The 19,785-nt window shown below is 72.4% G+C and carries 21 protein-coding genes; 11 read left to right on the top strand and 10 right to left on the bottom strand.

Annotated features, from left to right (window positions below):
* The 8 genes from rapZ to ASD19_RS05380 all read left to right on the top strand — a co-directional run bounded on the left by rapZ (window position 1) and on the right by ASD19_RS05380 (window position 6,651).
* The gene (rapZ, locus tag ASD19_RS05415; protein ID WP_055989466.1) at window positions 1–897 is read left to right on the top strand and encodes an RNase adapter RapZ; all 897 of its coding nucleotides are present in this window, start codon (window positions 1–3) and stop codon (window positions 895–897) included.
* A gap of 126 nt (window positions 898–1,023) precedes the next feature.
* Window positions 1,024–1,995 (top strand): DNA-binding protein WhiA, encoded by a 972-nt coding sequence (whiA, locus tag ASD19_RS05410; RefSeq protein ID WP_055989464.1) that lies wholly within the window; start codon window positions 1,024–1,026, stop codon window positions 1,993–1,995.
* A 139-nt stretch (window positions 1,996–2,134) separates the two neighbouring features.
* Window positions 2,135–2,761, top strand: a complete 627-nt coding sequence (locus ASD19_RS05405; RefSeq protein ID WP_055989461.1) for a superoxide dismutase — start codon at window positions 2,135–2,137, stop codon at window positions 2,759–2,761.
* Between the two features lie 96 nt (window positions 2,762–2,857).
* Window positions 2,858–3,865, top strand: coding sequence for a type I glyceraldehyde-3-phosphate dehydrogenase (gap, locus tag ASD19_RS05400; RefSeq protein ID WP_055989458.1), 1,008 nt, complete (start codon window positions 2,858–2,860; stop codon window positions 3,863–3,865).
* Window positions 3,866–3,943: 78 nt separating this feature from the next.
* The gene (locus tag ASD19_RS05395) at window positions 3,944–5,158 is read left to right on the top strand and encodes a phosphoglycerate kinase (protein ID WP_055989455.1); all 1,215 of its coding nucleotides are present in this window, start codon (window positions 3,944–3,946) and stop codon (window positions 5,156–5,158) included.
* On the top strand, window positions 5,149–5,940 hold the full coding sequence (tpiA, locus tag ASD19_RS05390) for a triose-phosphate isomerase (RefSeq protein ID WP_055989452.1): 792 nt from the start codon (window positions 5,149–5,151) through the stop codon (window positions 5,938–5,940). The genes ASD19_RS05395 and tpiA overlap by 10 nt, the downstream gene beginning before the upstream one ends.
* 107 nt (window positions 5,941–6,047) lie before the next feature.
* A complete protein-coding gene (gene secG / locus ASD19_RS05385; RefSeq protein WP_055989449.1) occupies window positions 6,048–6,296 on the top strand; it encodes a preprotein translocase subunit SecG in 249 nt (82 codons plus the stop codon).
* Window position 6,297: 1 nt separating this feature from the next.
* Entirely contained in the window at window positions 6,298–6,651 is a 354-nt protein-coding gene (locus ASD19_RS05380) for an RNA polymerase-binding protein RbpA (RefSeq protein ID WP_055989446.1), read from the top strand.
* A gap of 51 nt (window positions 6,652–6,702) precedes the next feature.
* Here ASD19_RS05380 and pgl read toward each other — a convergent pair whose 3' ends face one another.
* From pgl to tkt, 6 genes are read right to left on the bottom strand one after another with little or no spacing between them, the layout of a single operon-like run.
* Complete coding sequence (pgl, locus tag ASD19_RS05375; RefSeq protein WP_055989443.1) at window positions 6,703–7,470, bottom strand: 6-phosphogluconolactonase; 768 nt, start codon at window positions 7,468–7,470, stop codon at window positions 6,703–6,705.
* Complete coding sequence (locus tag ASD19_RS05370; RefSeq protein ID WP_055989440.1) at window positions 7,467–8,405, bottom strand: glucose-6-phosphate dehydrogenase assembly protein OpcA; 939 nt, start codon at window positions 8,403–8,405, stop codon at window positions 7,467–7,469. Before ASD19_RS05370 ends, pgl begins: the two co-directional genes overlap by 4 nt.
* The gene (zwf, locus tag ASD19_RS05365) at window positions 8,402–9,949 is read right to left on the bottom strand and encodes a glucose-6-phosphate dehydrogenase (protein ID WP_055989437.1); all 1,548 of its coding nucleotides are present in this window, start codon (window positions 9,947–9,949) and stop codon (window positions 8,402–8,404) included. Before zwf ends, ASD19_RS05370 begins: the two co-directional genes overlap by 4 nt.
* Window positions 9,946–11,559: a glucose-6-phosphate isomerase gene (locus ASD19_RS05360; RefSeq protein WP_055989434.1), complete on the bottom strand. Its 1,614-nt coding sequence runs from the start codon at window positions 11,557–11,559 to the stop codon at window positions 9,946–9,948. Before ASD19_RS05360 ends, zwf begins: the two co-directional genes overlap by 4 nt.
* Window positions 11,556–12,677: a transaldolase gene (gene tal, locus ASD19_RS05355; protein WP_055989431.1), complete on the bottom strand. Its 1,122-nt coding sequence runs from the start codon at window positions 12,675–12,677 to the stop codon at window positions 11,556–11,558. The genes ASD19_RS05360 and tal overlap by 4 nt, the downstream gene beginning before the upstream one ends.
* Window positions 12,674–14,770, bottom strand: coding sequence for a transketolase (gene tkt / locus ASD19_RS05350; protein ID WP_055989428.1), 2,097 nt, complete (start codon window positions 14,768–14,770; stop codon window positions 12,674–12,676). Before tkt ends, tal begins: the two co-directional genes overlap by 4 nt.
* A gap of 349 nt (window positions 14,771–15,119) precedes the next feature.
* Here tkt and ASD19_RS05345 point away from each other — a divergent pair, with 349 nt between their 5' ends.
* Window positions 15,120–16,040 (top strand): heme o synthase, encoded by a 921-nt coding sequence (locus tag ASD19_RS05345; RefSeq protein ID WP_055989424.1) that lies wholly within the window; start codon window positions 15,120–15,122, stop codon window positions 16,038–16,040.
* A gap of 1 nt (window position 16,041) precedes the next feature.
* On the top strand, window positions 16,042–17,496 hold the full coding sequence (locus ASD19_RS05340) for an MFS transporter (protein ID WP_055989421.1): 1,455 nt from the start codon (window positions 16,042–16,044) through the stop codon (window positions 17,494–17,496).
* A gap of 3 nt (window positions 17,497–17,499) precedes the next feature.
* Here ASD19_RS05340 and ASD19_RS05335 read toward each other — a convergent pair whose 3' ends face one another.
* Both ASD19_RS05335 and ASD19_RS14305 read right to left on the bottom strand, forming a co-directional pair.
* A complete protein-coding gene (locus tag ASD19_RS05335; protein ID WP_055989418.1) occupies window positions 17,500–17,766 on the bottom strand; it encodes a hypothetical protein in 267 nt (88 codons plus the stop codon).
* On the bottom strand, window positions 17,751–17,915 hold the full coding sequence (locus ASD19_RS14305) for a hypothetical protein (RefSeq protein ID WP_156377118.1): 165 nt from the start codon (window positions 17,913–17,915) through the stop codon (window positions 17,751–17,753). Before ASD19_RS14305 ends, ASD19_RS05335 begins: the two co-directional genes overlap by 16 nt.
* A 127-nt stretch (window positions 17,916–18,042) precedes the next feature.
* Between ASD19_RS14305 and ASD19_RS05330 the strand changes: the two genes are divergently transcribed.
* Window positions 18,043–18,555: a YbhB/YbcL family Raf kinase inhibitor-like protein gene (locus ASD19_RS05330; protein ID WP_055989415.1), complete on the top strand. Its 513-nt coding sequence runs from the start codon at window positions 18,043–18,045 to the stop codon at window positions 18,553–18,555.
* Between the two features lie 57 nt (window positions 18,556–18,612).
* On the opposite strand, the gene ASD19_RS13995 is transcribed toward ASD19_RS05330, so the two are convergent.
* Both ASD19_RS13995 and ASD19_RS14755 read right to left on the bottom strand, forming a co-directional pair.
* Entirely contained in the window at window positions 18,613–19,122 is a 510-nt protein-coding gene (locus tag ASD19_RS13995) for a phosphodiester glycosidase family protein (protein WP_442922522.1), read from the bottom strand.
* A complete protein-coding gene (locus tag ASD19_RS14755; protein WP_055989412.1) occupies window positions 19,035–19,745 on the bottom strand; it encodes a hypothetical protein in 711 nt (236 codons plus the stop codon). The genes ASD19_RS13995 and ASD19_RS14755 overlap by 88 nt, the downstream gene beginning before the upstream one ends.
* Window positions 19,746–19,785 lie beyond the last annotated feature (40 nt).

Below are 19,785 nucleotides of genomic sequence, written 5' to 3'. Positions count from 1 at the left end.
ATGATCGACGACGCCGAGGCGCGCGAGGACCCCGCCGGCACGGGAGAGGTGCTGATCGTCACCGGCATGTCCGGAGCCGGCCGCTCGACCGTGGCGAACGCGCTCGAGGATCTCGACTGGTACGTCGTCGACAACCTCCCGCCGCAGATGCTGCGGCCGCTTCTCGACCTCGCGGGCCGGCTCGGCGGGCGGCTGCCCCGGGTCGCCGCGGTCGTGGACGTGCGCGGGCGCGACCTCTTCGCCGAGCTCCCGGCCGAGGCGCAGGCGATCCGCGACAGCAGCAACCTGCGCGTGGTGTTCCTGGATGCGGCGGACGACGTGCTGGTGCGCCGGTTCGAGGCCGTCCGGCGCCCGCATCCGCTGCAGGGCAACGGGACGATCGTCGACGGCATCCGTCGCGAGCGCGGGCTCCTGGCGCCGCTGCGGGAGAGCGCCGACGTGATCATCGACACGTCGACCTTCAACGTGCACCAGCTCGCCAACCGGGTGAGCGACCTGTTCGCCGACGCCGAGGCCCCGGCCCACGTGGTGACCGTCCAGAGCTTCGGGTTCAAGTACGGCGTGCCGCCCGACGCCGACCTCGTCGCCGACATGCGGTTCCTGCCGAACCCGTTCTGGATCGACGAGCTGCGCGGCCAGACCGGCGAGGACGCCGAGGTCTCCCGCTACGTCCTCGAGCAGGAGGGCGCCTCCGAGTTCCTCGACGCCTACGCCGTCGCGCTGCGGCCGGTGCTGGCCGGCTACCAGCGCGAGAACAAGCGCCACTCGACCGTCGCCGTCGGCTGCACCGGCGGAAAGCACCGCTCGGTCGCGATGGCGGTCGCGCTCGCGGACCGCCTCAAGGACGTCCCGGGCGTCGCCGTGCGCGTGCGCCACCGGGATCTGGGGCGTGAGTAGGGCCGCGCGGATCCACCGGTAGCGCGTCCGGCTGAGAGACAGCCCCGGGGCGCGGGCGGGTCCCGCCAGGTAGGCTGATCCATCGCGCCAGGGGATGGCGTCGCAGTCCGAGAAGTGGGGAGAACGGTGTCACTGACCGCCGATGTCAAGGCCGAGCTGGTCGCGGTGCGCGATCCGCGTCCGACGGTGCGAGTGGCGGAGCTCACCGCCCTGCTGCGCTTCGCGGGCGGACTGCACTCGATCGCCGGCCGCGTGGCGGTCGAGGCCGAGGTGGACACCCCCGATCTCGCGCGCCGCACGGCCCGCGACATCGCCGAGATCTACGGCGTCCGCCCGGAGCTGGCCCGCGTCCAGGGGTCGGGCAGCCGCGAGGGCGAGTTCTTCGCGGTCCGCGTCGTCGACGGGGGCGAGACCCTCGCGCGTCAGACCGGCCTGCTCGACGTCCGCCGCCGCCCGGTCCGCGGCCTCCCGAACCGCCTCACGACCGGCTCCCGCGACGACCTCGCCGCCGTGTGGCGCGGCGCGTTCCTCGCGTCGGGCAGCCTGTCGGAGCCCGGCCGCTCGGCGTCGCTCGAGATCGCCTGCCCGACCGGCGAGGCCGGCATGGCGCTCGTCGGCGCCGCCCACCGCATCGGCATCGGCGCCAAGGCGCGCGAGGTCCGCGGCGTGCCGCGCGTCGTGGTGCGCGAGGCCGAGGGCATCCGCGGCATGCTGATCGCCATGGGCGCCGGCCAGACCGCGGCCGAATGGGACCAGCTCCGCCAGCGCCGCGAGGTGCGCGCCGGCGTCAACCGCCTCGTGAACTTCGACGACGCCAACCTGCGCCGCTCGGCCCAGGCCGCCGTCGCGGCCTGCGCCCGCGTGGAGCGCGCGCTCGAGATCCTCGGCGACGAGGTGCCGCCGCACCTGAAGCAGGCCGGCGAGCTGCGCCTCGCGCACCGCGACGCGAGCCTCGACGAGCTCGGGCACCACGCCGAGCCGCCGCTCACGAAGGACGCCGTGGCGGGTCGTATCCGCCGCCTGCTCGCGATGGCCGACAAGCGCGCCGAGCAGGATGGCATCCCCGGCACCGAGTCCGCGGTGCCCGCCGGCAGCTGAGCCCCGGACGTCATATCGAGGACGCGGGCGAGCCGACCTCTCCGAGCGTCACTAGGATGAGGATCGTCCGGTCCCGTCGCGCGAGCGACGTGGAGGTACACCGATAGCGCCGTTGCCGCGGCGCGGATGGGATCATCGCATGGCTGTCTACACCCTCCCCGACCTGCCTTACGACTACGCGGCCCTCGAGCCTCACATCAGCGGCAAGATCATGGAGCTGCACCACGACAAGCACCACGCGGCCTACGTCGCCGGCGCCAACACGGCTCTCGAGCAGCTCGCCGCCGCCCGCGAGAGCGGTGACTTCGCCAACGTGAACAAGCTCGAGAAGGACCTCGCCTTCCACCTCGGCGGACACACCAACCACACGATCTTCTGGAACAACCTGTCGCCCAACGGCGGCGGGGAGCCCGAGGGCGAGCTGGCCGCCGCGATCGCCGACCAGTTCGGCTCGTTCGCCGCGTTCCAGGCCCACTTCGCGGCCGTCGCGAACGGCATCCAGGGCTCGGGCTGGTCGGTCCTCGCGTGGGACGCCATCGGCCGGCGCCTCTCGATCTTCCAGCTGTTCGACCAGCAGGCCAACGTGCCGCTGGGCCTCACGCCGCTCCTCATGCTCGACATGTGGGAGCACGCGTTCTACCTCGACTACCTCAACGTGAAGGCGGAGTACGTCAAGGCGTTCTGGAACATCGCCAACTGGCAGGATGTGTCCGCCCGCTTCGACGCCGCCCGCGAGAAGACCGCCGGCCTGCTCGTCGCCGGCTGACCGACGGTGGTCCCGGCGGGGTGCGTGCCCGCCGGGACCGGCACCGTCACCACCCCACCGCGCGCTCCCCGCGCGCATGACCCACAGGAGACCTCAGTGTCCGTCAGGATCGGAATCAACGGCTTCGGCCGCATCGGCCGCAACTTCGTCCGCGCCGCCCTCGCTCAGGGCGCGGACTTCGAGATCGTGGGTGTCAACGATCTCACCGACAACAAGGCGCTCGCGCAGCTGCTCAAGTACGACTCGGTCGGCGGCCCGCTCGGCAAGGACGTGACCTACGACGAGCAGTCGATCACGGTCGACGGCAAGGTCATCAAGGCCTTCGCCGAGCGCGACCCCGCGGCGCTGCCGTGGGGCGAGATCGGCGCCGACATCGTCATCGAGTCGACCGGTCGCTTCACGAAGCCCGACGACGCCGCCAAGCACCTCGCCGCCGGCGCGAAGAAGGTCCTCATCTCGGCCCCTGCCAGCGGCCCGGCGCCCACCTTCGTCATGGGCGTGAACGAGGAGAGCTACGACCCCGAGAACGACCACGTCATCTCGAACGCGTCGTGCACCACCAACGCCCTCGCGCCCCTCGCCAAGGTCTTCAACGACGCGTTCGGCATCGAGCGCGGCTTCATGATGACCGCGCACGCGTACACGGCCGACCAGAACCTCCAGGACGGCCCGCACAGCGACCTGCGTCGCGCGCGCGCCGCCGCGATCAACATCGTTCCGACCTCGACCGGCGCCGCGAAGGCGATCGGCCTCGTGCTGCCCGAGCTCAACGGCAAGCTCGACGGCACCAGCTACCGCGTCCCGGTTCCCACCGGCTCGATCGTGGACCTCACGCTGATCACCAAGGAGGGCCTGACGAAGGAGGAGATCAACGAGGCGTACAAGGCGGCCGCCGCCGAGGGTCGCCTCAACGGCATCCTGCAGTACTCGGAGGACCCGCTGGTCTCGAGCGACATCCAGCAGAACCCGTTCTCGTCGATCTTCGACTCGGGCCTGACGAGCGTCGCCGGCAACCTCGCCAAGGTCTCGGCCTGGTACGACAACGAGTGGGGCTACTCGAACCGCCTCGTCGACCTCGCGGAGTACGTGGGCGAGCGTCTCTGACCCACACCCGTCGCACGAGGGCCCGTCGGTGATCCGGCGGGCCTTCGTCGTCCCCGCGGGCGCGGTAGAGTCGGACCGATGTCTCTGCGAACTCTCGAATCCCTCGGTTCGGTCGCCGGCAAGCGCGTCATCGTGCGGTGCGACCTCAACGTTCCTCTCAAGGACGGCCAGATCACGGACGACGGCCGCGTGCGCGCCTCGCTCCCCACTCTCAACGCACTGATCAATGCGGGCGCCCGCGTCGTCGTGTGCTCCCACCTGGGCCGCCCCGACGGCGCCCCCGACCCGCAGTACAGCCTCGCGCCCGTCGCGCAGCGCCTGTCCGAACTGCTCGGCAAGCCCGTCGCCTTCGCGCGCGACACCGTGGGCGAGTCGGCGCACGAGGCGGTCGCGGCCCTCGAGGACGGTGACATCGCCGTGCTCGAGAACCTGCGCTTCAACGCGGGCGAGACCGCCAAGGACGACGCCGCGCGCCGCGCGTTCGCGGAGCAGCTCGCGGAGCTGGGCGACGTGATGGTCTCGGACGGCTTCGGCGTCGTGCACCGCAAGCAGGCGAGCGTCTACGACCTGGCCGAGCTGCTCCCGAGCGCCGCCGGCCTGCTGATCGCGGCCGAGCTCGACGTGCTCGACCGCCTCACCGAGACGCCCGAGCGTCCCTACACGGTCGTGCTGGGCGGCTCCAAGGTCTCCGACAAGCTCGGCGTGATCGACCACCTGCTGCCGCGCGTCGACCGTCTGCTGATCGGCGGCGGCATGCTGTTCACGTTCCTCGCGGCCCAGGGCCACAAGGTGGGCTCGAGTCTCCTCGAGGAGGACCAGCTCGACACCGTCCGCGGCTACATCCGCCAGGCGGAGGAGAAGGGCGTGGAGCTGGTGCTCCCGACCGACATCGTCGTGGCGTCGAAGTTCGGCGCCGACGCGGAGCACGTGGTGACTGCGGCCGACGCGATCGAGGAGACGCCCTTCGGCGCCTCGGGTCTCGGCCTCGACATCGGTCCCGACAGCGCGGCCGCGTTCGCGGAGGCCGTGCGCGGCTCCAAGACCGTGTTCTGGAACGGCCCCATGGGCGTGTTCGAGCTCGCGCCGTTCGCGGCCGGCACCAAGGCCGTCGCGCAGGCCCTCACCGAGGTCGACGGCCTGAGCGTCGTCGGCGGCGGCGACTCCGCCGCGGCCGTCCGTCAGCTCGGCTTCGACGACGACCGCTTCGGTCACATCTCGACCGGCGGCGGCGCCAGCCTCGAGTTCCTCGAGGGCAAGAAGCTCCCCGGACTGGAGGTCCTCGGATGGGCGTGAGCACCCGCACCCCGCTGATCGCGGGCAACTGGAAGATGAACCTCGACCACCTGCAGGCGGTCGCCTTCGTGCAGAAGCTGCACTGGGCGCTGAAGGACGCCAAGCACGAGTTCGAGGCGGTCGACGTCACGGTCTTCCCGCCGTACACCGACCTGCGCAGCGTGCAGACGCTGATCGACGCCGACAAGATCCCGTTCGGCCTCGGCGCGCAGGACCTGTCGACGCACGACTCGGGCGCGTACACGGGCGAGATCTCGGGAGCGTTCCTCAAGCGCCTCGACGTCGGGTCGGTCATCATCGGCCACTCGGAGCGCCGCGACTACCACCAGGAGACCGACGAGGTCGTGGCCGCCAAGGTGCAGGCCGCGCTCCGTCATGAGCTCGTCCCGGTGATCTGCGTCGGCGAGACCGCCGAGGACCTCGAGAAGCACGGCGCGAGCGCCGTGCCGGTGGGTCAGCTCGAGATCGCCCTCGAGGGCGTTCCGGCGAAGGCCGACATCGTGGTGGCGTACGAGCCGGTCTGGGCCATCGGCTCGGGCCAGGCCGCGACCCCCGAGCAGGCCCAGGAGGTCTGCGCCAAGCTGCGCGAGGTCGTCAAGGCCAAGCTCGGCGAGGACGCGGCCGCGCGCACGCGCATCCTGTACGGCGGCTCGGTCAAGGCCGCGAACATCGCGAGCTTCATGCGCCAGCCCGACGTGGACGGCGCCCTGGTGGGCGGCGCGAGCCTCATCGTCGACGAGTTCGCCGCGATCGTCCGCTTCCAGAAGCACGTCGGCGTCTGACGCCCAGCCCGCTCGGCGGTGCCCCGCTCCCGGGGTGCCGCCGAGCGGCCCGTATACTGAACCTTCGTGCGGGTAACGAGTTCCGCACCCACGAAAGGGCCTGTTCCGTGCAGATCATCGAATTCATCCTGCAGGTGCTGCTCGGCCTCACGAGCCTGCTGCTGACGCTGCTGATCCTGCTCCACAAGGGGCGCGGCGGCGGACTGTCCGACATGTTCGGCGGCGGCATGTCACAGGCGATGGGATCCTCCGGCCTCGCTGAGCGCAACCTGAACATCATCACGGTCGTCCTCGCGCTGGTGTGGTTCTTCTCGATCGTCGGCCTCGGCCTCGTCACGAAGTTCCAGGTGATCTGACGTGGCGGTCGGAGGCAACGCGATCCGCGGCACCCGCGTCGGCTCGGGCCCCATGGGCGAGCAGGACCACGGGCACCACGCCGACCGGATCTCGGTGAGCTACTGGGACGCCCTGGGCAACGAGACGGTGCGCCACTACGCCGCCGGCCTGCCCGAGGAGGAGATCCCCGACATCGTCGACCACCCGCACTCGGGTCTGCCGGCGGGCCGCGACAAGGAGAACCCGCCGGAGGTCGCGAAGAACGAGCCGTACAAGACGCACCTCGCCTACGTGAAGGAGCGCCGGACGGACGACGAGGCCGAGCAGCTGCTCGACGAGGCGCTGCAGAAGCTCCGCGAGAAGCGCGGCCAGTGAGACGCACGAGAAAGCCCCCGCCGTGAGGCGGGGGCTTTCTCGTCTTCCGGATCAGTAGTCCGGGTCGATCAGCTCCTCGGGCACGTTCGCGGCCGCGTCCTGGTCGACGAACACGACCGTGCGCGCCGTGCCTTCCGCACCCGCGGCCGGCACGCTCGCGTATCCGGCGCCCGCGAGCATCAGGCCCAGCGCGGACGCCTTGTCGGCGCCGGCGACGACCATCCAGATCCGCACCGACGAGTTGATCACGGGACGCGTGAACGTGATCCGCTCCGGCGGCGGCTTGGGGGACTCGCGCACGGGCAGGACGGCCCGGTCGGCCACGTGCACCTCGCCGCGGTCGGGGAACAGGGACGCGATGTGCCCGTCGGGTCCGACCCCGAGGAAGCACACGTCGAACTCCGGCCAGGGGCGCTCGTCCGTGCCGAACCGCGCCAGCTCGGCGGCGTACGCCTCGGCGGCCTCGTCCAGCGAGACTCCGTCGTCGGTCGACGCGGGCTCGTGGATGTTCTCCGCCGGCACGGCGATGCGGTCCAGGAGCGCGGCGCGGGCCTGGCCCGCATTGCGCTCGGCGTCGCCGCGCGGCACGAACCGCTCGTCGCTCCACCAGAAGTGCACGAGGGACCAGTCGATGTTCGACGCCCAGCCGTGCTCCGCCGTGGCGGCGAGCACAGCGGAGCCCATCGAGCCGCCCGTGAGCGACACGTGGACCGTGCGGCCTTCCTGCGTGAGCTGCGCGAGCTTGCCCACGAAGCGGTTCGCGACGCCCTCGGCGAGCTGCGCCTTGTCGGGCAGCACGACCACGCGGCGCTCGGTCATGCGGACCCCCGCGGCTCGGCCAGGCGCGCCCAGCCCTCGCTGATCACGCGGCCGTACAGCTCGTCCGGGTCGAGGCGGCGCAGCTCCTCCGCGATGCACTCGCGCAGCGAGCGGCGGGGGAGGTGCAGCTCGTGGTCCGGCTGACCGGGCTGCGTGAGCATCGCCGTCGACTCGGTCTGGCGTTCGAGCACGATGTCTCCGCTCGGGCGCGACAGGCGCACGGAGTGGATGCCGTGGTCCCAGACGTCCGGGTCCTCGTACTGCCAGTCGACCGGGAGGTCGAGCGCCAGGCCGAGCCAGGCCGCGAGCAGCGCGGTCGACGGCGACGTGGACGCGCCGCGCACCGAGACGGCCGTGACCGGCTCGTACGGCGGCTGGTCCAGCACGGCCGCGAGCTGCTCGCGCCAGCGCGTCAGGCGGGTCCACGCGAGATCCGTGTCGCCCGGCGTGTAGGAGCTCTCCAGGCGGCTGAGGCGGTCGGACGAGTACGGCGCGGTCGACGTGTCGGTGATGCGTCGCTGGGCGATGCGGCCGAGGGCCGACGTCCCCGGGCTCGCCGGCGGCTCGTCGGGCCACCACGCGACGACCGGCGCGTCGGGCAGGAGCAGGCCCGTGAGGAGCGTCTGCTCGTTGCTCGCCGCGTCGCCGTACGCCTGCAGCACGATGACCTCGCTCGCGCCGGCGTCGCCGCCCACGCGGATCTGCGCGTCCAGGCGCGCCTCGCCCTCGGGGTCGGTCACGAGCACGATCACGCGCATGGGGTGCTCGCGCGACGCGTCGTTCGCGGCCTCGATCGCCTCCTCGCCGAAGCCGCGGTGCGACTTGATGACCAGGGTGAGCACGCGGCCGAGCGCGACGGCGCCGCCCTCCTCGCGCGTGCTGACCAGCTGTCGGGCGACCTTGCTGACCGTGGTGTCGGGCAGGTCGATGATCATGGGCGCCTCCAGACGCGTCCGTCGCGGGCCAGCAGGGCGTCCGCCGAGGGCGGGCCCCACGAGCCGGAGTCGTACTGCTCGAGCGGGCCGCCCTGCGACGCCCAGTACTCCTCGACGGGGTCGAGGATGCGCCAGGACAGCTCGACCTCCTCGTGCCGCGGGAACAGCGGCGGGTCGCCCAGCAGGACGTCCAGGATGAGGCGCTCGTAGGCCTCGGGGCTCGCCTCGGTGAACGCGTGGCCGTAGCCGAAGTCCATCGTGACGTCGCGCACCTGGGTGCCGTTGCCGGGCACCTTGGAGCCGAAGCGGATCGTGACGCCCTCGTCGGGCTGCACGCGGATGACGAGCGCGTTCTGACCCAGCTCGGACGTCTGGCTGCGCGAGAACAGGTGCTCGGGCGCGCGCTTGAACACGACCGCGATCTCGGTCACGCGGCGGCCCAGGCGCTTGCCCGTGCGCACGTAGAACGGCACGCCCGCCCAGCGGCGCGTGGCGATCTCGAGCTTGATGGCCGCGTAGGTCTCCGTCGTGGAGTCGGGGCTCATGCCCTCCTCCTCGAGGAAGCCGACGACCTTCTCGCCGCCCTGCCATCCGCCCGCGTACTGCCCGCGCGCGGTCGCCGTGGAGAGGTCCTCGGGCAGCCGCACGGCGGCCAGCACCTTCTCCTTCTCGGCGCGCAGGTGCTCGGCGGAGAGGCTGATGGGCTCCTCCATCGCGGTGAGCGCGAGCAGCTGCAGCAGGTGGTTCTGGATCACGTCGCGCGCCGCGCCGACGCCGTCGTAGTAGCCGGCACGGCCGCCCACGCCGATGTCCTCGGCCATCGTGATCTGCACGTGGTCGATGTGGCTGCGATTCCAGATCGGCTCGTACAGCTCGTTGGCGAAGCGCATGGCCAGGATGTTCTGGACCGTCTCCTTGCCGAGGTAGTGATCGATCCGGAAGATCGAGTCGGCGGGGAACGCGGCCTCGAGCGCGTCGTTCAGCTCCCGGGCCGACGCCAGGTCGTGCCCGAACGGCTTCTCGATCACGACGCGGCGCCAGCGGTCGTCGTCCGGCTTGTCGTCGACGAGGCCCGAGTCGAGCAGCTGCTGCGCGACGACGGGGAACGCCTTCGGCGGGATCGACAGGTAGAACGCGTGGTTCCCCATCGTGCCGCGCTCGACGTCCAGGCGGTCGACCGTCTCCCGCAGGCGCCGGAACGCCTCGGGGTCGTCGAACTCGCCCTGGACGAACCGGATGCCCGCCGCGAGCTGCTGCCAGGTCTCCTCGCGGTATTCGGTGCGCGCGTACTGCTTGACGGCATCCTGGACGACCTGCGCGAAGTCCTGGTCCTCCCAGTCGCGGCGCGCGAACCCGACGAGCGCGAAGCCCGGGGGCAGCAGGCCGCGGTTGGCCAGGTCGTACACGGCCGGCATGAGCTTCTTGCGCGACAGGTCGCCCGTCACGCCGAAGATCACGAGCGCGCTGGGCCCGGCGATGCGGTTGAGGCGACGGTCGCCCGGATCGCGCAGCGGGTTCACGCCACGGGAGACCTCGACCGTCACTGGGCCGCCTCGAACAGCGCGAGCACGTCGGCCTGCGGGTCGGCGAGCGTCAGCGTGACGACCGGACGGCCGTGCTCGGCGAGCACCGTGGCGTCGCCCGCGGCCTGCGCCTCGATCAGCTGGCCGAACGTGAACGGACGGCCCGGGATCTCGACGTCGGTCTCGGTGCGCTCGGTGATCTGCAGGAACACGCCCTGCGCCGGACCGCCCTTGTGGTACTGACCGGTCGAGTGCAGGAAGCGCGGGCCCCAGCCGAACGTGGTGGGGCGGCCGGAATCGGCCGCGACCATCTCGCGCAGGCCCTGCAGCTGCGGCACCTCGAGGCGGTTCACGTACGCCTGGATGGAGACGTAGCCGTCGGCGGGGAGCGTCGCCCACAGCGCGTCGAGGACGCCCTGGATGGTGCCGCTCTCGGCCAGCGCCGGGTCGCTCACGCGCACCTCGACGCCGGCCTCCACGAAGGCCGGGGCGACCGGCTCGGGACGTGCGTCCAGCAGACCTCGCGCCGCGACCTTGGCCGACTCCACGTCGGGCTGGTCGAACGGGTTGATGCCCAGCATGCGTCCGGCGATCGCGGTCGCGTACTCCCACACCACGAGCTGTGCGCCCAGCGTGCCGCTCACGAGGATCTCGCCCGGGTGACGGTGCTCGACCTCGTCGGCGTCGTCGACCAGGCGGACGATCTGCAGGTCGGCGGGCTTGCTCTCGAGCTCGGGCGAGACCGGCAGCAGCACGACGGGCAGGATGCCCGTGCCCTCCTTGCCGGTGGACTCGGCGATGAGCTGCTCGATCCAGTCGGGCAGGCCCACGATGTGGGTGCCGTCCGTGATCAGGCCCAGCTTGTCGCGGCGTGCGGACCCGTCCGGCGTCAGGGTGCCGGCGATCGCGGCACCGAGCACCAGGGCGGGGTTCTCCGGGGCGTCGATCGCGACCTCGAGGAGCGAGGCCTCGGCCTCGTCCAGCAGCTCGGCGATGTCCGCGCCGGCGAGACCCGACGGCACCAGGCCGAAGGCCGTCAGCGCCGAGTAGCGGCCGCCGACCGTGGGGTCGGCGTTGAACACGCGGTAGCCCGCGGCGCGCGCCGACTCGTCCAGCGGCGATCCCGGGTCGGTGACCACGATGATCCGCTCCGCGGGGTCGATGCCCAGGTCGCGGAACGCCGCCTCGAAGACGCGGCGCTGCGAGTCGGTCTCGACGGTCGAGCCCGACTTCGACGACACCACGAGCGCGGTGCGCTCGAGGCCGCCGTCCAGGGCCGCGAGCACCTGGCCCGGGGCGGTCGAGTCCAGGATGGTGAGTTCGACGCCCGCCGTCTGGGTGATGACCTCGGGCGCGAGCGACGAGCCGCCCATGCCCGCGAGCACGAAGCGGTCCACTCCCTTGGCGGCGAGCTCCTCGCGCAACGCGACGATCTCGGGGACGAGCGGGCGGGAGACCGAGACGGCCTGCACCCACCCGAGGCGCTTGGACGCCTCGTCCTCGGCTTCCGGGCCCCACAGGGTGGGGTCGAGGTTGGTGATTCTCGACGCCACGTAGTCGCCGATGAGCGTCGGCAGGTGCGCGGCGACGGCCGCCTCGGCGGCGCCCGAGACGCGGATGGAGAACGTCACGCGTCCGACCCCTTCGCCGCGGCCTTCAGCGCGCCGGCGACGGTCGCCTGCAGGTCGTGCCACGAGGCGATGAACTTGGCGACACCCTCGTCCTCGAGCACCTGCGTCACGTCGGCGAAGTCGACGCCCACGGCCGCCAGCTTCTCGAACAGCTCGTGCGCCTCGGCGTACGCGCCCGTGACGGTGTCGCCCGTGACCTCGGCGTGGTCGAACGTCGCCTCGAGCGTCTTCTCGGGCATCGTGTTGACCGTGCCGGGCGCGACGAGGCCCGTGACGTACAGCGTGTCGGGCAGCGCGGGGTCCTTGACGCCGGTGGACGCCCACAGCGGACGCTGCACGTTGGCGCCGGCGGCGAGGAGCTCCTTGGCGCGGTCCTCGGCGAAGCGCTTCTCGTACAGCTCGTACGCGAGGCGCGCGTTGGCGAGGCCGGCCTGGGCCGCGAGCGCCTTGGCCTCGTCGGTCCCGATCGCCGCGAGGCGCTTGTCGACCTCGGTGTCCACGCGCGAGACGAAGAACGACGCGACCGAGTGGATGCCCGAGAGGTCGATGCCCGCCTCGCGCGCCTTCTCGAGGCCCGCGAGGTACGCGTCGATGACCGCGTCGTAGCGCTCGAGGCTGAAGATGAGCGTGACGTTGACGCTGATGCCCGCGCCGATCACCTCGGTGATCGCCGGCAGGCCGGCCTTGGTGGCGGGGATCTTGATCAGCACGTTCTCGCGGCCGACCGCGGCGTGCAGCTCCTTGGCCTGGGCGATTGTGGCCTCGGTGTCGTGCGCGAGGTCGGGGGAGACCTCGATCGAAACGCGGCCGTCGACGCCGTTCGTGGCGTCGTAGACGGGGCGGAAGATGTCGCACGCGTCGCGCACGTCGGTGGTGGTGAGCGCGAAGATCGCCTCGTCGGCGGTCGCGCCGGCGGCGGCCTGGGCCGCGACGGCCTCCTCGTAGCCGATGTGCGCGCTGATCGCGCCCTGGAAGATCGTCGGGTTCGTCGTGACGCCCGTGACGTTCTTCTCGGCGATCAGCTCGGCCAGGTTGCCGGAGGTGATGCGCTGGCGCGACAGATCGTCGAGCCAGATGCTGACGCCCTGAGCGGCGAGCGCGGCGGTGGGGGAGGTCATGCGTTCTCCTTGAGGGTCTCGCGCGCCGCCTCGACGACGGCCTCGGCGGTGATGCCGAACTTCTCGAACAGGGTCTTGTAGTCGGCGGAGGCGCCGAAGTGGTCGATCGCGACCGAGCGGCCGGCGTCGCCGACGATGCCGCGCCACGTGAGCGCGGAGCCGGCCTCGACCGACACGCGCGCCTTGACCGACGAGGGCAGCACGCTCTCGCGGTACGCCTCGTCCTGCTCGGCGAACCACTCGAGCGACGGGGCCGACACGACGCGGGCGTTCACGCCGTCGGCGGTCAGGGTCTCGCGGGCCTTGACGGCCAGCTGCACCTCGGAGCCGGTGGCGATCAGGATCACGTCCGGGGTGCCGTTCGGGGCCTCGGCCAGCACATACGCGCCCTTGGCGGCGCCCTGGGCCGACGCGAACACGTCGCCCGAGGCCTCGCCCTCGCCGCGCTCGAACACCGCGATGTTCTGACGCGTCAGCGCGATGCCGGCGGGGCCGCCGCGGCGGCGCAGCATCTCGAGCCACACCACGCCGGTCTCGTTCGCGTCCGCGGGGCGCACGACCGTGAAGTTCGGGATCGCGCGGAGCGTCGCGAGCTGCTCGATCGGCTGGTGGGTCGGGCCGTCCTCGCCCAGCGCCACCGAGTCGTGCGTCCAGACGAAGATGCTGGGGATGTTCATCAGCGCGGCCAGGCGGACGGCCGGGCGCATGTAGTCGCTGAAGATCAGGAACGTGCCGCCGAACGCGCGGGTCGGGCCGTGCAGCACGATGCCGTTGACGATCGCGCCCATGGCGTGCTCGCGGATGCCGAAGTGCAGCACGCGGCCGTAGGGGTCGCCGCTCCACTCGTGCGTCGACCGCTCGGCGGGCACGAACGACTTGGCGCCCTTGATCGTCGTGAGGTTCGACTCGGCGAGGTCCGCCGATCCGCCCCACAGCTCGGGGAGCACGCCCGCGAGCGCGTTGATGACCTGGCCCGACGCGGCGCGCGTCGAGACGTCCTTGCCCGCCTCGAACACGGGCAGCGCGTCCGCGACGCCCTCGGGCAGCTCGCCCGCGTGCAGGCGGTCGAACAGCGCCTTGCGCTCGGGGTTCGCGGCGGCCCAGGCGTCGAACGACTCCTGCCACGCGGCGCGCTGCTCGGCGGCGCGCTCGGCGAGCGAGCGCGTGTGGGCGATGACGTCGTCCGCGACGACGAAGTGCTGCTCGGGGTCGAAGCCCAGCACCTTCTTGGTGGCGGCGAGCTCGTCGGCGCCCAGAGCCGAGCCGTGGATCTTGCCGGTGTTCTGCTTGCCGGGCGAGGGCCAGCCGATGATCGTCTTGAGGATGATGAGCGACGGCTTGGTCGTCTCCGCCTTGGCGGCCTCGATCGCGGCGTGGAGCGCGGCGACGTCCTCGACGTACTCGCCGGTCTTCTTCCAGTCGACCGTCTGCACGTGCCAGCCGTAGGCGTCGTACCGCTTGGCGACGTCCTCGGTGAAGGCGATGTCGGTGTCGTCCTCGATCGAGATCTGGTTCGAGTCGTAGATCGCGATCAGGTTGCCGAGCTGCTGGTGGCCCGCGAGCGAGCCGGCCTCCGCCGTCACGCCCTCCTGGAGGTCGCCGTCGCCGGCGATCACGTACACGAAGTGGTCGAACGGGCTCTCGCCCGCCGGCGCCTCGGGGTCGAACAGACCGCGCTCGTAGCGGGCGGCGTACGCGAAGCCGACCGCCGACGCGAGGCCCTGGCCCAGCGGGCCGGTCGTGATCTCGACGCCGTCGGTGTGCCCGTACTCCGGGTGGCCCGGCGTCTTCGAGCCCCACGTGCGCAGCGACTTGAGGTCGTCGAGCTCGAGGCCGAAGCCGCCGAGGTACAGCTGCACGTACTGGGTCAGCGACGAGTGGCCGGCCGAGAGGATGAAGCGGTCGCGACCCACCCAGCGCGTGTCCGCGGGGTCGTGGCGCATCACGCGCTGGTACAGCAGGTAGGCGGCGGGGGCGAGGCTCATCGCCGTGCCCGGGTGGCCGTTGCCGACCTTCTCCACGGCGTCCGCAGCAAGTGCGCGGGCCGTGTCCACGGCGCGCCTGTCGATCTCATCCCAACGCAGTTCCGTCACCGGATGCCCTTTCGTGGTGGGGGGTGCGCCCGAGCGGGCCGCTCGGCAGGACCGTGGGCTGTGCACGGGGTGAAGCAACCGGCGCTGGGCGCGCGTGTGACCCCAGCATAGCGCCGGGCCAGGAGCCGGGAACGTGCTCCGTGACGGAGCGTGACACAGTCGATCGCCTGCTCTGAGACGGGGCCGTGACGCGCACGTGTCGCTCCGCTCACGGGCGGCGATCCGCGGTCGTGAGGACGCGTCGGGGAAGCGCGGCGGCGGCCGGGTCGCGGGGTACGGATGCCCTAGACTGAGGGGGCCTGTGCCTCTGCGCGCACGGGCACGGAAGCACGGCGCGGGGAGGAGAGGTATGGCCACGACGACCGTCGGCGCCGACCGCACGACGAGGAGCGGCCTGGGGCGCCGGATCCGCGCCTACGTGGCGCTGACCAAGCCGCGCGTGCTGGAGCTGCTGCTGGTCTCGACCGTGCCGGTCATGTTCCTCGCCGCGGACGGGCTGCCGAACCTGTGGCTCGTGCTGGCGACCGTGATCGGCGGCTCGCTGAGCGCCGGCGCCGCCGCGGCGTTCAACATGTACCTCGATCGCGACATCGACGCGCACATGCAGCGCACCGAGAACCGGCCCATCGTGACGGGCGAGATCTCGCCGCGCAGTGCGCTGGTGTTCGCGTGGACGCTCGCGATCGTGTCGACCGCGTGGTTCCTGCTCACCACGAACCCGCTCACGGCGTTCCTGTCGGCCTTCGCGATCTTCTTCTACGTCGTGATCTACACGATGATCCTCAAGCGCCGCACCGAGCAGAACATCGTGTGGGGCGGCATCGCGGGCTGCTTCCCGGTGCTGATCGGATGGGCCGCGGTCGCGAACTCGCTCGACTGGGCGCCCTTCATCCTGTTCGCCCTGGTGTTCCTGTGGACCCCGCCGCACTACTGGCCGCTGTCGATGAAGTACAGCGACCAGTACGAGAACGTCGACGTGCCGATGCTCGGCGCCACGCGCTCGGGCGCGCAGGTCGGGCTGCAGATCATCCTGTACGCGTGGGCCACGGTCGTCTGCTCGCTGCTGCTGATCCCGGTCGCGGGCATGGGGCTGGTGTACACGGTGTCGGCCCTCGTGTTCGGCGGCTGGTTCCTGTACGAGTCGCACCGCCTCTACACCCGCACGGTCCGCGGCGAGGTCGCGGGACCCATGCGCGTCTTCCACGCCTCGATCACCTACCTGACGCTCGTCTTCGTCGCCGTCGCGATCGACCCGCTGCTGCCGTTCTGACGTGAGCGGTCCCGAGCACGCGGACGCGCGCCCCTGGCCCGCGTTCTGGGTGTGCGCCGGCGTCGCGAGCATCACGATCCTCGATCTGACGAAGGTCAACGTCGCGCTGCCGTCGATCGAGCAGGGGCTCGAGGCCGGCCCGACCGAGCTGCAGCTGGTCGTGTCCGGCTATGTGCTCGCGCTCGCGCTGCTGATGGTGCCCATGGGCCGGCTCGGCGACCAGCGCTCGCGACGCGCCCTGCTCGTCGCCGGCCTGTCGCTGTTCACGGTCGCGAGCGCGCTGTGCGGACTCGCGCCGAACGTCGAGGTTCTTCTCGCGGGGCGCCTGCTGCAGGGCGTCGCGGCCGGCATCCACATGCCGCAGGTGATGGGGCTCATCCAGCAGCTCTTCCGCGGTGCGGCGCAGGGCCGCGCGTTCGGGATGTTCGGGGCGACGATCGGGCTGGCGACCGCGTTCGGGCCGCTCGTCGGCGGCCTGTTCATCGCGGCGGGCGGCGAGCAGGACGGCTGGCGCGGCATCTTCTGGATGAACGTGCCGCTCTGCCTCGCGGCGATCGTCTTCGCGCTGCGGCTGCTGCCGCGGTCGGACGGCGGGGCGCGGCGCCTCGACCTGGACCCCGTCGGCATCGTGCTGTTCGGCGGGGTGGTGGTGGCGCTCATGCTGCCGTTCCTGCTGACGACGGGGTCGCCGCAGGACCCGTCCGAGCGGTGGTGGGCGCTCGCGGCCTTCGCCGCGCTGCTGGGGCTGCTGATCCTGTGGGAGCGGCGATACGCCGCGCGCGGGCGCACGCCCCTCCTGCCCGCGAACCTGTTCCGCGCCCCGGCCTTCCGCAACGGCGCCATCGTGGGGGCCGCGTACTTCAGCGGCATGCCGGCGATGTTCCTCGTCACGACGCTCTTCCTGCAGACCGGGGTCCGGATGACTGCGCTCTCGGCCGCGGCCGTGACGGTCGGCTTCGCGCTCTCGAGCGCGGTCACCTCGTGGGCCGGCGGGCGACTCGTGGCCCGGCACGGCCGGCGTCTCGTGGCGCTCGGGCTCGCGGTGATGCTGCTCGCGGTCGCGGCGCTGATCGTCACCGCGCTCCTCGCGCCGGCCGCGCACGTCGGCTGGATCATGGCGGCGGTCATGGTGATCGGCGGGCTGGGTGCCGGGTTCGTCATCGCGCCGAACCAGGCGCTGATGTACGAGGAGGTGCCGCGGTCGCAGGCGGGCGTCGCGGGTTCGGTCGGCCAGCTGGGTCAGCGGGTCGGGACCGCGATCGGCACGGCCGTCGCCCTCTCGCTGTTCTACGCGACCGTGTACCGCGAGAAAGGCCACGCGGCCGCGATCGTCGTGTACCACGACGCGTACGCGGCCGGCATGCTGGCGGTCGCGGGGTTCCTCGCGGTCGCCCTCGTCACCGCGATCGCCGACCTGGCGCGGCGCCGGGGGATCGGCTCCGCCGGCGCCGCGTAGCGGTCAGGCGCGGGCGCCCGCGTACGCCGGCTCGTCCGCCCCCGCGCCCTCGGGCGCGGCGTCCTGGTCCGGCGCCTCGTCGGTCCACTCCTCCGCGGCGTCGTCCGTGCGGGCGGGCGCAGGCACCAGCGCGGCGGCGCCCGCGAGCGCCAGGGCGAGGGCGAGCCCGATCGCGCCCGCGCCGGCGAGCGCGGCGCCCAGGGTGATCCAGGCCTGGCCCACGTAGACCTCGATGCCGGTCGCGGTCATGTCGGTCAGCTTGGCGGCCATGGTGTCGATGCGCGGCAGGTCAGCGCGAGGCCGCCGGCGAGCGCGCCGGCCGACCCGGCGAGGAGGATCCAGAACGGGACGCTGCGGCGCAGCCGCGCGGAGGCGGTCGGGGCGGACGTGCGGATCTGGTCGGATGCGTTCGTGTTCATCGGTCCAGTCGAACGGGCCCGCCCCAGGCGCCGTCCATGCGCCCGCTATGGATCCCCTGTGCGCCCCGCGGCGGCCGGGTGCGCCGACGCCGGGCGCCGCGTTAGCCTGGCGGCGGAAGGAGGCCCCATGTTCTCTTACGACCCGTATGCCGAGCTGGCCACCCTGCGCGACTTCGCCCCGCTGACGCTGACCAGCACCGACATCGCCGACGGCCAGCCGCTTCCGAAGGCGCAGTGGGGAGCGGCCGGCGGCGGCTCCGACACCTCGCCGCAGCTGAGCTGGTCGGGTGCCCCGGAGGGCACGAAGTCGTTCGCCCTCTCGTGCTTCGACCCCGACGCCCCGACCGGCTCCGGCTTCTGGCACTGGGCCGTGTACGACATCCCGGCGGACGTCTCGTCGTTCCCGACGGGCGAGACCCCCGCGGGCATCGTCCTGCCGAACGAGAAGGGCGTCCGCGGCTACATCGGCGCGGGCCCGCCGCCGGGCACGGGGGTGCACCGCTACTTCTTCGTCGTGGACGCCCTGGACGTCGAGCACCTGGACCTGCCCGAGAATGCGACCCCCGCGATCCTCGGGTTCAACCGTCACTTCCACTCGCTCGCGCGCGGGATCCTCGTCCCGACCGCGACCAGCGACTGACCCCTTGACGGGAACGCGGAGGGCCCGGGCGCCGAGCGCCCGGGCCCTCCGTCGGAATCAGCGGATGTAGATCGCGTCGCCCACCGGGCGCTCGCCCGCGGCGTCCGACGGGTGCGAGACCAGCACGTCCTCGATCACCATGGCCGTGGAGCCGCCGCCGTCGAGGTTGATCGCGTCGACCAGGCCCAGGGCCTTCGCCACGTCGGCCGTCTCCGCGATGGAGAGGCCGAGCTCGCCGACCTGGCGGCCGTCCACCGTCACGAGCACGGTGCGGCCCGCCGCATCCACGCCCGCGAACGTGCGCGGGTTGCGCTGCAGCACCCAGCCGTACTGGAACGAGGGGTTGCGGGGGTGGACCATCCCGTCGGCGGCCTGCGTGATGCGGTGCTCGCCGTCGGCGAGCAGCAGCGGCCCGCCGTTGATCACGGACATGCCCGGCTGGGTGAGATCGGCGCCGCGCTCCGACGTCAGCTTCAGCGTCACGGGCACGGCCGCGCCGACGCGCAGGCCGTCGAGCTCGCGCACGCGGTCGCCCGTGGCCTGGAGCGATCGCTCTCCCTCGCGCAGCGCCGTGCCGCGGGTCTCGGCGATCCGGACCACGCGATCGGCGGCGTCGAGGACCACCTCGCGCCCGGGCCCGCGGGCGTGCGGGCGCCGAACTCGGCGTCGAACGCGACCAGCTCGCCCCCGTCCACGCACGTGACGTCGTGCAGGGGCAGGTCCGTGGCCGCGTCGCCGAGGCCGCCGCAGTTGCGGATCAGGCCGGGGACCCGGTCGGGGCCGTCGAGCGTCGCCGTGCCCGACGGCAGCCGCACGCTGCCCTCCCAGACGGGGCGGGTGATGTCGGTGCGCTCCGCGTGCGCGTCCAGGACGAGCACCGGCCGCGAGCCGATCGTCTCCGACACGAGCTCGCCGTCGTACACGCCGGCGCCGGCGGGGTCGCCCTCGGCTCCGGCGGCCGGGTCGAACACGAAGAAGCCGGCGTTGACCGCCGCCGTCGCGTTCTCATGCGCCGCGAGCCAGGTGGTGCGCTCGCGCGTCTCGAGCGTCGGGCCGTACGTGCCGCCGATCTCGCCGCGGAACGTCCGCGGATCGATCGTGAGGACGTTGATGCGCCAGTGACCGGCGGCGTCCGAGCTGCCGTCCCAGCCCGCGTACCAGGTGCGACCGGCGAAGCCGGCGGCGCGCACGCGGGCCAGCTCGGCGTCGGCCTCCGCCTTAGACGAGAAG

The sequence above is a fragment of the Microbacterium sp. Root53 genome (assembly GCF_001426925.1).
GTDB lineage: Bacteria > Actinomycetota > Actinomycetes > Actinomycetales > Microbacteriaceae > Microbacterium.
Note: the sequence above shows the minus strand (reverse complement) of the source record. Positions and strands in the feature narration are given on the sequence as shown.